Source organism: Kaistia granuli DSM 23481, assembly GCF_000380505.1.
GTDB lineage: Bacteria > Pseudomonadota > Alphaproteobacteria > Rhizobiales > Kaistiaceae > Kaistia > Kaistia granuli.
In genome coordinates this window covers 101511-115685 of record NZ_AQYH01000004.1, presented here as the reverse complement: position 1 = coordinate 115685, position 14175 = coordinate 101511, and the positions used below count along the sequence as shown (strand labels likewise).

General features: G+C 66.8%; 14 protein-coding genes and 1 tRNA gene. 3 read left to right on the top strand and 12 right to left on the bottom strand.

The genetic code is table 11. The annotated features are described in order from the left end of the window. Positions 1 to 101: 101 nt before the first annotated feature. The 3 genes from G342_RS0104505 to G342_RS0104495 all read right to left on the bottom strand — a co-directional run bounded on the left by G342_RS0104505 (position 102) and on the right by G342_RS0104495 (position 3671). Positions 102 to 178, bottom strand: a tRNA-Arg gene (locus G342_RS0104505). Between the two features lie 161 nt (positions 179 to 339). Then, positions 340 to 1830 carry an OpgC family protein gene (locus tag G342_RS23255; protein WP_018181912.1) on the bottom strand — a complete coding sequence of 497 codons (1491 nt, stop codon included), beginning with the start codon at positions 1828 to 1830 and terminating at the stop codon, positions 340 to 342. A gap of 290 nt (positions 1831 to 2120) precedes the next feature. Continuing rightward, on the bottom strand, positions 2121 to 3671 hold the full coding sequence (locus G342_RS0104495) for a serine hydrolase (RefSeq protein WP_051094116.1): 1551 nt from the start codon (positions 3669 to 3671) through the stop codon (positions 2121 to 2123). A gap of 212 nt (positions 3672 to 3883) precedes the next feature. Between G342_RS0104495 and G342_RS0104490 the strand changes: the two genes are divergently transcribed. After that, entirely contained in the window at positions 3884 to 4999 is a 1116-nt protein-coding gene (locus tag G342_RS0104490) for a lactonase family protein (protein WP_018181910.1), read from the top strand. Between the two features lie 154 nt (positions 5000 to 5153). Then, positions 5154 to 5795 carry a LysE family transporter gene (locus tag G342_RS0104485; RefSeq protein ID WP_018181909.1) on the top strand — a complete coding sequence of 214 codons (642 nt, stop codon included), beginning with the start codon at positions 5154 to 5156 and terminating at the stop codon, positions 5793 to 5795. Here G342_RS0104485 and G342_RS0104480 read toward each other — a convergent pair. From G342_RS0104480 to G342_RS0104465, 4 genes are all read right to left on the bottom strand, one after another. Then, positions 5773 to 6204, bottom strand: coding sequence for a hypothetical protein (locus G342_RS0104480; RefSeq protein WP_018181908.1), 432 nt, complete (start codon positions 6202 to 6204; stop codon positions 5773 to 5775). The two genes, G342_RS0104485 and G342_RS0104480, sit on opposite strands and share 23 nt — an antisense overlap. Further along, positions 6204 to 7409 (bottom strand): dual-specificity RNA methyltransferase RlmN, encoded by a 1206-nt coding sequence (gene rlmN, locus G342_RS0104475; protein WP_483790098.1) that lies wholly within the window; start codon positions 7407 to 7409, stop codon positions 6204 to 6206. Before rlmN ends, G342_RS0104480 begins: the two co-directional genes overlap by 1 nt. Positions 7410 to 7626: 217 nt before the next feature. Beyond that, positions 7627 to 8142: a P-loop nucleotide/nucleoside kinase family protein gene (locus tag G342_RS0104470; RefSeq protein ID WP_018181906.1), complete on the bottom strand. Its 516-nt coding sequence runs from the start codon at positions 8140 to 8142 to the stop codon at positions 7627 to 7629. Between the two features lie 33 nt (positions 8143 to 8175). Next, the gene (locus tag G342_RS0104465) at positions 8176 to 8730 is read right to left on the bottom strand and encodes a TetR/AcrR family transcriptional regulator (protein WP_018181905.1); all 555 of its coding nucleotides are present in this window, start codon (positions 8728 to 8730) and stop codon (positions 8176 to 8178) included. Between the two features lie 264 nt (positions 8731 to 8994). On the opposite strand from G342_RS0104465, the gene G342_RS0104460 reads away from it, so the two are divergent. Next, on the top strand, positions 8995 to 10536 hold the full coding sequence (locus G342_RS0104460) for an MFS transporter (RefSeq protein WP_018181904.1): 1542 nt from the start codon (positions 8995 to 8997) through the stop codon (positions 10534 to 10536). Between the two features lie 80 nt (positions 10537 to 10616). On the opposite strand, the gene prmB is transcribed toward G342_RS0104460, so the two are convergent. The 5 genes from prmB to G342_RS0104435 form a co-directional block, all read right to left on the bottom strand. Continuing rightward, positions 10617 to 11606, bottom strand: a complete 990-nt coding sequence (gene prmB / locus G342_RS23250; RefSeq protein ID WP_018181903.1) for a 50S ribosomal protein L3 N(5)-glutamine methyltransferase — start codon at positions 11604 to 11606, stop codon at positions 10617 to 10619. A 13-nt stretch (positions 11607 to 11619) separates the two neighbouring features. Continuing rightward, positions 11620 to 12153, bottom strand: coding sequence for a YidB family protein (locus G342_RS25130; RefSeq protein WP_051094114.1), 534 nt, complete (start codon positions 12151 to 12153; stop codon positions 11620 to 11622). Between the two features lie 90 nt (positions 12154 to 12243). Next, on the bottom strand, positions 12244 to 13029 hold the full coding sequence (locus G342_RS0104445; protein WP_018181902.1) for a hypothetical protein: 786 nt from the start codon (positions 13027 to 13029) through the stop codon (positions 12244 to 12246). A gap of 203 nt (positions 13030 to 13232) precedes the next feature. Further along, positions 13233 to 13631 carry a CopM family metallochaperone gene (copM, locus tag G342_RS0104440; RefSeq protein ID WP_026304119.1) on the bottom strand — a complete coding sequence of 133 codons (399 nt, stop codon included), beginning with the start codon at positions 13629 to 13631 and terminating at the stop codon, positions 13233 to 13235. A gap of 89 nt (positions 13632 to 13720) precedes the next feature. After that, positions 13721 to 14065, bottom strand: a complete 345-nt coding sequence (locus tag G342_RS0104435; RefSeq protein ID WP_156830804.1) for a hypothetical protein — start codon at positions 14063 to 14065, stop codon at positions 13721 to 13723. Positions 14066 to 14175 lie beyond the last annotated feature (110 nt).

Here is a 14175-nt window from a genome sequence, read left to right as displayed (position 1 = left end):
TCAAACCCAATCCGGTGTCCCTGAAGGGCTACAGCGCCGCCCTGTGTGTTCCGTACCATTCTCGTACGGAACTCCCTGAACGTGCTTAGTCTTTGATTTTATGGTGCACCCGACAAGATTCGAACTTGTGACCTCTGCCTTCGGAGGGCAGCGCTCTATCCAGCTGAGCTACGGGTGCATGCCGGAAGCGGCTGAGCCGCGTGCCGGACTACATAAACGAAGGACCGGCGGGCAGCAATGGCGAAAGGCGCGCTTTCCCCCAAGAGTTCCGATCCGACCGGACGGTCGTCCGGCGCCGACTCCCCGGGGCTGGCCATATCCCTGCCCCCGACGCCGCCGTTAGCGGGCGCCGGCCGGGACGATGCCGCCGACCCGGCGGCGCGGGCGCAGCGGCCGCGCCGCGTCGGCGAGATGGGCGGCGCCCCAGATCAGCACCAGACCGCCGCCGAGGAAGACGACATCGAACAGCCTGCCCGTGCGCACCGTGCTGCTCAGGACCTGGCCAACGGCCGACAGCAGCGACAGCAGCGCGAAGATCAGCAGGCCGTGCCGGCCGATGGTCGAAAGCGGCGCGAACACCGGCAGCCGGCGGCAAAGCCGCGTCAGGCCGCTGGCATAGATCAGATAGGCGAGTGCCAGGAAATGGGTCAACCGGGTCAGGCCGAGGGACGACTTGTTGACGTCGAGATGGCCGTGCACGCCGATCCAATTGCGCACGGCGCCCGGCCCCGATGGCGAGATCAGGAAACCGAGGATGACGACGGTGAGTGCCACGGCGACCAGCGTCGGCTGGATCGGGACGCTGCCCGTCCGCCGCAACGCCAGCCCAGCGGCGATGCCGATCGCCATGACGAACTGCCAGGTGAGCGGATTGAGGAACCAGCCGCCCTGCCCCGGCCAGTTGGGCAGATTCCAGCCGAAGCTGCGGGCCACCGCATAGACCAGCGCCGACACGACCAGCATGACCGCCACGTCGATCTGCGCCAGCCACAGCAGCAGCGGCACGGCGAGGATCAGGACCAGATAGAGCGGCAGGATGTTGAAATAACCGAGCTGGTGGCCGAGCGACAGGATGCCGATCAGGCAGGTCGGGGCATCGGCGACGTAGAGATCGAGGCCCAGCCCCTTGAGCAATTCCGGCTTGTGCCAGGCGAGCGCGCCGGCTGAGAAGATGGCGATCGCCGCGAAGGAGAGCGCGACATGCACGCCGTAGAGCTTCAGGACCCGGCGCAGCAGCGCCAGCAGCACGCCGGTCCGCTCGCCGGCGTGGAACCGGTGGCCATAGGCGAGCGCCAGCGACGCGCCCGACAGGAACACGAAGGCCTCGGCCGAATCGGAAACGCCGAAATTCCGGTGCGTGATCGCTTCCAGGATGTTGCCGGGGACATGGTTGACGAAGATCGTGCAGAGGACGAGGCCCCGCCAGAAATCAATGCCGTCGAGCCTGGCGCCCGATTGCGCCCGCTGCTCGGCCAGCGCCGCCCGGCGGTCCTGGTTCAGCGCGGCGCGCGACCATTCGCAGAAGCCGACGATTCCCGCGCAGACCAGCGCATAGAGCACCATCGGCGGCAATTGCTGCGACGACATGCGGAAGGTGTAGATCGGCTCCAGCCAGAAGAAGACGGCGAGGACCGACGACAGCGCGGTGGCGAGGATGGCGGGGCCGCGGCCGAACAGGGCCGCGGCCAGTAGCACGGCCGGCGCGAACAGGAAGAACGAGAAGCTGTGCCAGGGCCATTGCAGCCGGAGCGCGAAGCACGGCAGCACGAACAGGCATGTCAGCGCATATTGGGTGGGGAGGTTGAGACGCTGCCCGAACTGAGCAATCAAGAATATCCTCCTGGTCGTCGACCAGCGTTCATCGGCACCGCGCCCGAAGGAACGGCCGGCGATCTAAACCACGGATTGCTGTGTATTGGAACGAGAATTCCCAGCGTTCCCGCCGTTTCGACCCGATCTTGCAGACATTCCCGTTCCCGCTCCCTGCAACCGGCTACCCGCCCTGCCCGGCATCTGGCGAAGTTAGGCGAGCGCTGATGGCGAAATTACGCCGGCTGCCGAATTGTCATGGAAAATCGCTCCGACAAATCAGGGAGATCGAGGCGCCGCATCGCGGCCGGCTAGGGTGCGACGCGTAGCAGCCGGCCGAGTCCGACATCGTCGAGGAACTCGATCGTCACCGCCTCGGCGCTGCCGGTCGGGCCGATCGCAAACCGGATCGCCGACGGCGCGTCCGGCGTTTCGGGGCTGGGGAAGGCAAGGAAGAGGTCGCGGTCGAAATGGCGCAGCCGGTAGGTCCGCGCGCCGCCCGGGCCGACGGCGAGGGTCAACGCCCCACCCGCCTCGGTGACCACCGCGTCACCGACATAAGCGTTGCGATAGCGGCCGGCATAGGTAGCGAGCGCCAGGGGTGGGCTAGTCGGGGTCGGCGGCTTCGCATAGGTCGCCTTGGCTTGGGCGGCGGCCGGTCCGAGCAGGCCGGCATAGATGCCGTCCCATGTCGCCATCCAGTCCTGCGAGACGGCGCCGTCGAAAACGACGTCGAAGAAGCTGTCGGCGAGCCCTTCCGGAGCTCCGGTTGGGAAGGCGTTGGCCAGCACCAGGATGCCGAGCGACGCATCGGGATAGAGCGAAACCAGCGTGCGGCTGCCGACGCTGAAGGCGCCCGCATGGCCCCAGTTGAGGCCATGGCGGCCGAATTCGACATTCCAGCCGAGCCCGTAGAACGAGGCAGCGCCGGTCGCCGGATTGGTGCCGCGGGCCATCAGGGGCTGATGCGTCGCTGCGAGCGCATCCGCGCTGATCAGCCTCTCGCCATCGAAGAGGCCATTGGAAAGTTCCAGCCGCATCCACTGCGCCAGATCGCGCGCGCTCGAGCTGACACCGCCGGCCGGCGCCTGCATGTCCGGTTCGCGCTTCAGCGCCGCTGCCCAGCCGGACCCGAGATCGACATGCAGGGTGGCGCGGTTAGGCCTGGCCAGGAAATCGGCGTAGCGCGCACTGGTGGCGTTCATGCCGAGCGGTCGAAAGAGGCGCGCCTCCGACACCTGCTCCCAGTTTTTGCCAGTCGGCCGCGCGGCGGCGACGCCGCCCTCGGTAAAGCCGGCATTGCTGTAGGAATAGCCGGCGCGGAAGCTCGACGATGGCCGCACCAGTCGCAGGCGATGGAGAACCGTCTCGCGATCGAAGCCGATATCCTCCAGCTCGTTGCCGGCGACGCCCGGCAATCCGCTGCGGTGGGCGAGCAGGTCGCGGATCGTCAGCTCGGCCGTCGGATAGGGATCCTGCAGGCGGAAGCCAGGATCGAGATCGGCAATGCGCGAATCCCAGCCGACGAGGCCGGCGCTGACGAGCGAGGCGACGACGGTAGCGCTGACCGGCTTGGAGAGCGAGGCGATCTGGAAGACGGTGTCGGCATCGACCGTCTCGACCTTGCCGGCTTCCCGATGGCCAAAGCCCTTCAGGTAGACGACCTCGTCATTATGGACGACCGCGACGGAAAGCCCCGGGACCGCCCGATCGGCCACCGCCTTCTCGGCCATCGCCTCGAGGCGGGGAAGCGCCGCCAGCACCTTGTCGCGCGAAACGGGATCGGCAAGGGCACTCCCCGTCGTCCCGATCAGCGCGACGCAGAAGGCAGCGCGCCAGTTCAATGCCGACTTTCCGACCATGTCCCTGCCCCATCGCCCAAGTGCCGCAGCGTCAATGAGTGTGCCAGAGCCGACGGTCGGTACAAGCGACAAAAACGCATCAGCGACACTGCTTTTCGCCCGGCGGACGGCACAACCGTGAATGGCCACGATTGTGCGGTGACGACCGTCGGAATAGTTGGCTATCGTGCAGGCAACACGATCACCCTGCCCCGGCAAAGAGGAATGTCGTCTTGGCTCAGCAACAGAATTTCATCTATGTCGGCGGCTGCAATCGTGCGACGCCCTATTTCGCTTCTGCCAATGCCCGCGGCATCTCCGTCTTCGGCTTCGACCCGGACACCGCCTGCGCGACGCTAGTCGCCACCCAGGGCGGCATCGAGAACCCGACCTTCCTGACCGCATCGCCGGATGGCCGGATGCTCTACGCGACGAGCGAGGTGATGGAGTGGAACGAGGGGCTGGTCAGCGCCTATCGGATCGCCCCCGAGAGCGGGACGCTTTCCTATGTGAACCGCCAGTCGGCGCTGGGCGGCATCACCGCGCATATCAGCCTCGACCGCTCGGCCGGGCATCTGCTGCTCGCCAACTACATGATGTTGCCGGAGAGCGAGGCGCCGAACCAGTCAGTCGTCGTCTTCCCGCTCCGCGCCGATGGCGGCCTGGCGCCGGCCGCTGCGTCCGCCGCCCATCCCGGCAAGGGCCATGACCCGGCCCGCCAGGACCGTTCGCATGCGCATTGCGTTCAGGCGACGCCCGACAACCGCCATATCGTGGTCAGCGACCTCGGCATCGACCGGCTGGTGACCTATCGCTTCGACGCGAAGACCGGTCAAATCGAGAAGGCCGGCGAAACGGCACTGCCGCCCGGCTCCGGCCCCCGTCATTTCGTCTTCCATCCGACCAAGCCCTTCGCCTATGTCGTCAACGAGCTGGCCTCGACGGTCGCCTCGCTCGCCTTCGACGCGGAGACGGGACGCTTCAGCGTGCTGGATGTGACGGCGACGGTCGCCGAGACGGCGCGCGCCACCAATCATTGCTCGGAAATCCGGCTCGGACCGGGCGGGCGCTTCCTCTATGTCGCCAATCGCGGCCATGACAGCCTGTCGATCTTCAAGATCGGCGCGGATGGCATCGCCCAGCTGCGCACCACGGTGGCGAGCGGCGGCAAGACACCGCGCCATTTCGCCTTCGCGCCGGACGGCCGCACGCTCGCCGTCGCCAACCAGGACAGCGACTGCATCTCGCTCTTCGCCGTCGATCCGGATGATGGCGGCCTGGCCCATCTCGGGCAAGACATCGCAGTCGGCACGCCGACCTCGATCTGCTTCGTGACGGTCCGGGACTGAGCTCCCGCTCGAAATCAGCCGGCGGCGGCGTCCAAAGACGATCCCGCCGGCTCGAAGCGGCCCGACCGCCGTTCGCGCCGCGATTTGCTGCGGTGGAGATATCGGAGGCCCGGGCAGGCGTGCTATAGCTGCGCCTCCCAACGGGGCTTTCGCGATGCTGACGTTCCTGCCTTCGCTCTCGATCCTGCTTGCCTACCTGGTCGCCGTCATCGCGCTGACGCTGACGCCGGGACCCGACATGACGCTGTTTCTCGGCAAGGCGATCGGCCAATCGCGCATGGCCGGCGTCGCCGCCTTCGCCGGCGCCTCGACGGGACTGGTGGTCCACACCGTCCTGGTGGCCGTCGGCCTGTCGGCCCTGCTCGCCGCCTCGACCACCGCCTTCACCATCCTGAAGGTCGTCGGCGCCGCCTATCTGGTCTATCTGGCCGTGCAGGCGATCCGCCACGGCTCGGCGCTTTCGGTCGGCGGCAAGGGCGCGAACGACCCGATCGGCAAGGTCTATCTCAAGGGCCTGCTGGTCAATCTGCTCAATCCGAAGATCATCGTCTTCTTCGTGACCTTCCTGCCGCAGTTCGTATCCAGCAGCGATCCGCATGCCGCGGGCAAGCTGATGTTCCTCGGCCTGATGTTCGTCGTGGTGGCAACCCCGATCAGTATCGCGATGATCTGGTTCGCCGGATCGTTGGCGACTTTCCTGAAGCGCTCGCCGCGCACGACCCGGGCGGTCGACTGGCTGTTCGCCAGCGTGATGGGCGGTTTCGCCGTGCGGCTTATTCTGGCGCAGGGGAAGTAGGCGCGCCGCCGAAGCCGGTTCCGGCCAGCCGCCCGGCGATCAGCCAATAGGCGAAGCCGGCGACGAGACCGGCGGCGATCGGCGGCACCGCCGAATAGTCGCTGCCATAGGCGGAGACGTGCAGGGCAAGGCCAATCGCGCCGCCGAACAGCGTCCAGGCGATCATCGACCGCACGCCGAGCATCTCCGCCACGACGATGCCGGCCAGGAACGGCAGCAGCGCGAAGCGGCTCAGGTCGAACAGCACGATGAAGATCGGCCCGAGGATCGCGCTGATATCGCCGCCCGGCCCCACCCAGCTATCCGTATCGAAAAAGCCGAACGAGCCGAGATAGATCGCCACCGCGCTCAGCATCGCGGCGATCAGCCCGATCGGGATCAGCAGGATGATCCGGAGAAAGGCCAGCATCAGTCGTCGTCGCTGGTGACCATCGCCTCGAGCGCCAGCCGCTCGCGGATGCGCATGCGCTCCGTCTCGCTCTTCAGCTGGCCGCAGGCGGCGAGGATGTCGCGGCCGCGCGGCGTGCGGATCGGCGAGGCATAGCCAGCGCGGTTGACGATGTCGGAGAAGGTCTCGATCGTCTCCCAGTCCGAGCACTGGTAGTTGACGCCGGGCCAGGGATTGAACGGGATCAGGTTGATCTTGGCCGGGATGCCCTTCAGCAGGCGGACCAGTTCCCTGGCGTCGGCCGGGCTGTCGTTGACGTCCTTCAGCATCACATATTCGAAGGTGATGCGGCGGGCATTGGTGAGGCCCGGATAGTTGCGGCAGGCCTCCATCAACTCGGCGATCGGGTACTTCTTGTTGAGCGGCACCAGCATGTCGCGCAGATCATCGCGCACCGCATGCAGCGAGATCGCCAGCATCGAGCCGATCTCGGCGCCGGTGCGCTCGATCATCGGCACGACGCCGGAGGTCGACAGCGTGATGCGACGCTTCGAGAGCGACAGGCCCTCGCCGTCCGAGGCGATCAGCAGGGCCTGCTTGACGTTGTCGAAATTGTAGAGCGGCTCGCCCATGCCCATCATCACGATGTTGGAGACGAGGCGGCCTTCGGACGGCACGGCGGCGCCGACCGGAGTCGTCTTCTCCGGGAAGTCACCCAGCCGATCGCGCGCGACAAGAATCTGGCCGACGATCTCTTCGGCCGTCAGGTTGCGCACCAGCTTCTGCGTGCCGGTATGGCAGAACGAACAGGTGAGCGTGCAGCCGACCTGCGACGAGACGCAGAGCGTGCCGCGGCCGATCTCGGGAATATAGACGGTCTCGATCTCGACCGGTCGACCGGCGCCACGCGGCGGGAAGCGCAGCAGCCATTTGCGCGTACCGTCCTGCGAGATCTGCTCGGTGACGATCTCGGGACGCTTCAGCGTGAAATTGGCGGCGAGCGTGGCGCGCAGGTCCTTCGACACGTTCAGCATGTCGCTGAAATCGGTGACGCCGCGCGCATAGATCCAGTTCCAGATCTGCGCCGTGCGCATGCGGATCTGCTTCGGCTCGATGCCGATCGCGGCGAGCTTCTCGCCGATCTCGGGCCGCGAAAGGCCGACGAGCGACGACATCTCCGCAAGCGGCAGCGCGGCGGATTGAATCGGGGCGGCAGGGGACGGAATGGCGTTGGCCACGGCGATCGGTGCGGTCATATCGGGTTCCGGTGAGAGGCCGGGCGCGAGAGGCGCGCATCAGGGCCATCCATCATTGTTGCCGGCCTCATATCACAATTTCGCAGAAATCAGGAATGCTTCAAATGAGCGGCCGCCTTGCACAGAACAAGGGGCAGCGGATCGAAGGGCCCGAAGGAAGGCGTGATCGGCGCGACGAGGTGTGGCCTCACCCGGCGAGGATTCGGGCGACGACGTCGGTGACGCTCATCTGCGAACTGTCGATCCAGAGCCCCGTCCTCGGCGTCTCGCGAACCAACGCGTCGGCGAGGATCTCCGGCGGAAAGGACGCGCTGTAGCCAGTCTTGCCGCGGTCGCGATCGCGACGCGCCAGCGTCGCGGCGTCGGGGGCGAGCACCACAATCTGGGGATCGAGATCGGCCAGGCGCGCCGCCACATCGGTCAGGTACCGGCCGATCAGGATGTCCTGATAGACGACAGAAAACCCGGCCGCGTGATAGCGCCGGGCGACGTCGCAGGCGAGATCGTGCCGCAGTTTCAATTGCGCCAGCGCCTCTTCGTCGAGCACCGGACCCATCACGGCGGCGCCGCCGACGATCATCTTGCGGAAGACATCGCCTCTGAGATGCACGGATTTTGGCAGCGCCTCGGCGACGGCCTGGGCGACGGTGGATTTGCCGGCGGCCATGGCGCCGGTGATGATGACGAGGCGGGGCTTGGACATGTCGCCATGCCTAGCGCCGCGCGGCCGGAACCGTCAACCCTGGGTCGAGGTCAACGCATCCCAGCCGAGCATCGCGCTCTGCGCTACCGAGAGCAGCGTCTCGACAGTGGCGCCGTCGCGGGCCTCGATCGACATGCCCTTGATGACGGTACCGAAATAGGCGGCGATGCGGTCGAGCTGCAGGCCGGGCGGCAACTCGCCGTCGGCGACCCCGCGCTCCAGCCGGCCGCGGATCCGGCTGGCCATGTCCTTGCGCTGATCGCAGAGGAACTGCTGGGCCGCGTCCGTCTCCGGGCCGCCATTGGTGGCACCGAGCATGACGAAACAGCCGGCGGGCTTGTCGGGACGAACGCAGGATTTGGCGCTCGCATGCAGCATGGCGGTGATCGAATCCCGCGTCGTCAGTGCACCCTCCAGCATCTGCAGGGTGCAGGCGTCATCGGTCGCGACATAGAGCGCCACCGCCTCGCGGAAAAGCGCTTCCTTCGAGCCGAAGGCGGCGTAGAGCGACGGCGAATTAATGCCCATCGCCTCGGTCAGCTCGGCGATCGACGTGCCGGCATAGCCGCGCGCCCAGAACACATCCATGGCCCGCTCCAGGGCAACAGACCGATCGAAACTCCGGGGACGTCCGCGTGCGTTCATGGCCTGCGCGCAGCCCTTTCTTTTTCTGTATCGATCATCAAATAAAGCGCTTGACGCCGGGAATCAAGCGATTATGGTTTCTGTATCGACCGACACAGAAAAGAGTCGGTGGTGACCAAGAGCGCGCGGCGCCTCTCCCGCCGCGCGCTTCACCCATTGCGACGGGTCCACCGCACGGCTGACCCAGCCCAACAGATCGAGACCACCATGACCGACGCTTCTCACCAGGCGGCCGCGGGCCGGCACCTTGTGCTCGCCGCCGTTTTCCTCGTTGCCGTCATAATGCCGCTGTCCTTCACGGGCCCCGCCGTCGCGACGCCTGCGATCGGCCGCGATCTCGGCGGCGAACTGTCCCTGCTCGTCTGGATCGTCAACGGCTTCATGCTCGCCTTCGGCAGCACCATCATGCTTGGGGGGGCCCTCGCCGACCAGTTCGGCCGCAAGCGGATGTTCCGCCTCGGCGCCATCGGCTTCACCCTCACCTCGCTCGCCGTCGGCCTGGCGCCGAACGTGCTCGTCCTCGACCTGCTGCGCGCCCTGCAGGGCATCGCGGCGGCGATCACCATCTCGGCCGGCTTCGCCGCCGTCGCGCAGGAATATGAGGGTCCGGCCCGCACAAGGGCGCTGGGCCTGCTCGGCACCGGCTTCGGCATCGGCATCGCCTTCGGGCCCCTGATCGCTGGCGCGCTGATCGGGACGCTCGGCTGGCGGGCCTTGTTCTTCGCCACCGCCCTCGCCGGCCTCGTCATCCTCGTCGCCGGCGTGCCGCGCATGCGCGAAACCCGTGATCCCGGCGCCACCGGCATCGACTTCTGGGGCGCGGCGAGCTTCACCGCCATGCTGGTGGCGCTGATCTTCGGCATCATGCTGGGCCCTGACCACGGCTGGTCGAATGCGCTCGTCCTGACATTGCTGGTCGGGGCCGCGATCCTGCTCGCCGGCTTCATCGCCATCGAGACACTGCAGAAGCGGCCGATGCTCGACCTGTCGCTGTTCCGCTATGCCCGCTTCGTCTCGGTGCAGGCGCTGCCGGTCGCCGTCGCCTATTCCTTCATCGTGCCGTTCATCCTGCTGCCGGTGCGTTTCATCCGCATCGAGGGCATGAACGAGCTCGAGGTCGGCCTGATGCTGCTGCCGCTCAGCCTGCCGATCGCGACGATCCCCTTCATCGCCGCCAATCTCGCGCGCTGGATCCCGTCAGGCATCCTCGCCGGCCTCGGGCTGGTGCTCGCAGGTGCCGGCGTCCTGATGCTGGCCCTCGTGCCGATCGGCAGCGCGCCGTCGAGCTTCATCCTGCCGCTCGCCATGATCGGCGCCGGCGCCGCCCTGCCCTGGGGGCTGATGGACGATCTCGCCATCAGCGTCGTGCCGACCGAACGGGCTGGCATGGCGACCGGCATCTTCGGTACCATGCGGGTCGCGGGCGAGACCGTCGCCATCGCGCTTGTCGGCGCGCTGATGGCCGCCTTCGTCACCGGCGGGCTCGGCGCCAGCCTGAACGGCCTGCCGGCCGGGATCGCCACCGAAGTTGCCAGCGCGCTGGCGAGCGGCGGCCTCGACCAGGCGGCCCTGATCGCCCCGTCGATCGCCCGCGCCGCGGCGGCAGAAGCCTATGGGGCCGCCTTCCGCGACACCATGCTGATCTGTGCCGCGATCACCTTCGCGGCGGCGCTGGTCACACTGGTGACGCTGCGCTCGCGCAAGCCGAAGACGGAGCGCGAACCGATCATGCTCGAGATCGGCGCCTGAGACTGCAGGCCCAAAAAAGAAGCCCTCTCCCGCGACGGCGGGAGAGGGCTTTGCTTCATCCAGTCAAGTCGACGGTCGGATCACACGTCTTCGGGCGCCTCGCCGTCGAGATCCTGAAGGTCGGCCAGGTCCTGGTCCTCGACGGAAGTGTCCTCGACGCCGAGGCTCTCGGCCGAAATCCAGAACACCTCGCCGGCGCTCTCCTCGGTATCGAGCCAGAAAAAGTCGAGCTCCGGATACTCAGCTTCGAGGATCTCGCGGCCGGCGCCGATCTCGCACAGCATGCCGCCGCCCGGATTGAGATGGGCGGCCGCCGCGTCGAGGATGCGGCGGACGATGTCGAGCCCGTCGAGGCCCGAAGCCAGCGCCATCTCCGGCTCGTGCCGGTACTCTTCCGGCAGCTCTTCCATAGCGATCTCGTCGACATAGGGCGGATTGGTCAGGATCAGGTCGTAGCGCTTGCCACCGAGGGGCGCGAACAGATCGCCCTCGTAGAGCTCGATGCGGTTGCCGAGGCCGTGCTCGGCGACGTTGATCTTGGCGACCTCCAGCGCTTCCGGCGACAGGTCGACGGCATCGATCTCAGCGCTTTCGAACACGCCGGCGGCGAGGATCGCCAGCGAGGCGGAGCCGGTGCAGAGATCGAGCACGGTCTCGACCGACGACAGGTCTTCGATCAGGGCGAAATCATCGCCGCCGAAGAATTCGGAATGGATCAGCTCGCCGATGAAGGAGCGCGGCACGATCACGCGTTCGTCGACGAAGAAGGGCACGCCCTGGATATAGGCGCGGTTGAGCAGGTAGGGCGTCGGCTTGCGGGTCGTCACCCTGGCCTCGATCAGATCGGCGAGGCGCTTGCGCTCTTCCGGCAGCAGCCGCGCGTCGAGGAAGGGCTCGAGCGTGTCGATCGGCAGCTTCAGGCCTTCCAGCACCAGGAAGGCGGCATCGTCGAACGCCGTCGAGGCGCCATGCCCGAAAGCGAGGCCCGCCTGGTTGAAGCGGCTGATGGCGTAGCGCAGGAAATCGCGGATCGTCAGGAGCTGATCGGCAGGGCTGGTATATTCGGTCACGGCGGGCTCGTGGTTAAGAAATGGTTTCGCCCCGTCCTAGCAGGTCGAGACGCTTCGCGCATCTCTCCGCCCTGCGATCTCCAGTCCCAGGTGTTCCCAAGCCGATGGACTCATGGCCGGAACCCGCCGGCCATGTGTCAGAGTTTCGAAGACCGGCGCGTCCGGGTCCGCGACCGGCATGCGACTTACGGCCGCCGATCAGCTCGGCGTCGTCAACGTGCCGTTCGGGCTCAGCTTGTCGACCGTCGACGGCAGGACCTGGGCCAGCACATCGCCGAATTTTGTCCATCGGGATGCCGAGCGAAGTGCCCAGCTTCTGCAGTTCCTCATTGCCGAGAGCCGCGCGGATCTGGTCCGGATTGATCGGCAGATTCCTGCCGGTGCCGAGCCAGGGCGCGCCCTGATCGCCGAGGCCGGAACTCTTCAACTGGGCCAGCAGGCCGTCGAGACTGCCGTACGGGGTATTGGCGAGAACGCCATCGAGGGCTTTGCCGATGGCATCCGGCTGGACGCCATCGCCCCCTTCTCTGTCAACGCGCTCAATCACAGAGCCGATGAGACTATCGAAGGTACTCAGGATGTAGGCGCCGTTGAGGAGCCGCAGGTCTTCGGGCGGCCGACGGCCGCCCTTTCAGGCCTACTGGCCCTTTGCCTTCAGTCGCTTGTTGCAGTCGCTCCAGTATTGCGGCCACTTGGCGCCCTGCGGCAGCTTGCCGGCCGCCTTGCGCTCCTGCCATTCGGCGCCACAGGCCCGGATGCGGACGATCGCCGCCTGCTGGCCCGGCGTCAGCGGACGCTTGCCGACCGTGGTGGCGGCGGTATTCATCTTGGCGGCAGAATCCGGATCCGGCAGGGCGATGCCTTCATCGGCTTCCACGGCGGCGGCGGCAGCCTTGCCCTTGGCCGTCTTGCCGGCCTTCGGCGCGGGCGCATCGCCTTCGTCGGGATTGGCGGCGGCGTAATCCTTGGCGCACTGGCTCCAGAATTTCGGCCAGGTCTGGCCGGCGGGCGTCGTGCCGGCGGCCTTCATCTTGGCCCATTCGGCGCTGCAGGCCGTCATGGCTGGCGACTTGCCGGCCGTCTTCGCGGCCGTATCGGCAGCCGGCGCAGCGGCAGTATCGGCCTTCGCCTTGGCGGCCTTCGCCGGCTTGCTGTCAGTGGCGGCCTTCGCCGCCGGGGCAGCCGTCTTCGCCGCTGGCGCGGCTGCCGCGTCGGGATTGGCGGCGGCATAGTCCTTGGCGCACTGGCTCCAGAACTTCGGCCAGGTCTGGCCCTCGGGAACGGTGCCGGCGGACTTCATCTTCGACCAGTCGTCGCTGCAGGACTGCATGGCGGTCGACTGCGCGGCCGCGGGCAAGGTTGCAGCAAACAGGCCCAGGGCCATGCTCGCACCGACCAAGAGAAGCTTTGACTGCATCTTCATAGTGCCGATCTCCCTTCGGTGCCGCCAAGCGGCAACGGTCTGACAAGGCGGTTCACGCCTGCCCCAAAGGCGAGGGAACATCTGCCCGCTGCAACTGTCAATCGCCGCGCGCGGTTCACGGCAAATATCGTCGTCGACGGCAGTCGTCGCCAAGCATCACGGCCGCCATGGCGGCGGCCGTGCGCTGGGTCAGCCGTGGTTTGTTACTGGCTGTTCTTGTCAGCGTTCTTGGCGAGCCATGCCTTCATGAACGCGATCTCTTCGTTCTGGGCCTTGATGACGGCCTCGGCAAGCTTCCGCGCTTCCGGGTCCTTGCCGTATTTCAGCTCGATCTCGGCCATGGCAACCGCGCCTTCATGATGCGGGATCATCGCGCGGATGAAATCGACATCGGCATTGCCCGAATACTCGATGGCCATGCCATCCATCATGGCCTTGTCAGCCGCGCGGAAGGCTTTGGTCGAGGCCGTGTCGTCCGCCTTTTCCTCGGACATGGCGCCATGGTCCATCTGGCTGTGATCCACAGTCTCCTCGGCCGAGGCCGCGAAGGGGGAAAAGGCAAAGGTGGCGGCGACAGCCGCGATGGTCAGAATTTTTCTCATGATCGTTGGTCTCATCTCGATGAGGCGGGCCGGATTGTCGTCGCCGGCTCGGGCCCGCTTATGCCGGCGCGATGACATGGTGCGAACGATCAGGCACGCGGCGGCGGCACATCGGGGCCGATCGCGATCGCGGCCGGCATGGCGTCGGATATCGGTTTCGGCAGGGATCTAGGCTCGACGGGCTCTCGTCTTGCCAGGAATTCGACCAGCAGCGCCGGCACGGCATGGCAACAGGACGACATCGCCGGCAGTCCGGCGGGATGAGACGTCGGTTGCTGCGGGGTCATGACCGTCGACGCGTGCGGACAATCCGCCATGGCGGCATGATCCGACATGGTAGCGGCCGGCATGGCGACAGCCGGCATGGCCCCGCCCGGCAATAGCAGGCTGGCGGCGACGAGCAGGAGGGCGACGAAGCGCCTTGCGATATCCACCCGGCGAAGCTGGGCATTCGCCTCCACCCCGTCAAGGCCGAGTTTTTCTGTTCACGCTCGCCAGATAAGTGTTCAGCCAACGTTCAGCGCTGCTAGGCTGTAATCGTATT

What these genes read in the sequence shown, in the direction of transcription:
- G342_RS0104495 (WP_051094116.1), bottom strand. Translation starts at nt 3,671, where the DNA reads ATGGTCGGAAAGTCGGCATTGAACTGGCGCGCTGCCTTCTGCGTCGCG.
- G342_RS0104485 (WP_018181909.1), top strand. Translation starts at nt 5,154, where the DNA reads ATGCTGACGTTCCTGCCTTCGCTCTCGATCCTGCTTGCCTACCTGGTC.
- G342_RS0104480 (WP_018181908.1), bottom strand. Translation starts at nt 6,204, where the DNA reads ATGCTGGCCTTTCTCCGGATCATCCTGCTGATCCCGATCGGGCTGATC.
- G342_RS0104470 (WP_018181906.1), bottom strand. Translation starts at nt 8,142, where the DNA reads ATGTCCAAGCCCCGCCTCGTCATCATCACCGGCGCCATGGCCGCCGGC.
- G342_RS0104465 (WP_018181905.1), bottom strand. Translation starts at nt 8,730, where the DNA reads ATGGATGTGTTCTGGGCGCGCGGCTATGCCGGCACGTCGATCGCCGAG.
- G342_RS0104460 (WP_018181904.1), top strand. Translation starts at nt 8,995, where the DNA reads ATGACCGACGCTTCTCACCAGGCGGCCGCGGGCCGGCACCTTGTGCTC.
- G342_RS0104445 (WP_018181902.1), bottom strand. Translation starts at nt 13,029, where the DNA reads ATGAAGATGCAGTCAAAGCTTCTCTTGGTCGGTGCGAGCATGGCCCTG.
- copM (WP_026304119.1), bottom strand. Translation starts at nt 13,631, where the DNA reads ATGAGAAAAATTCTGACCATCGCGGCTGTCGCCGCCACCTTTGCCTTT.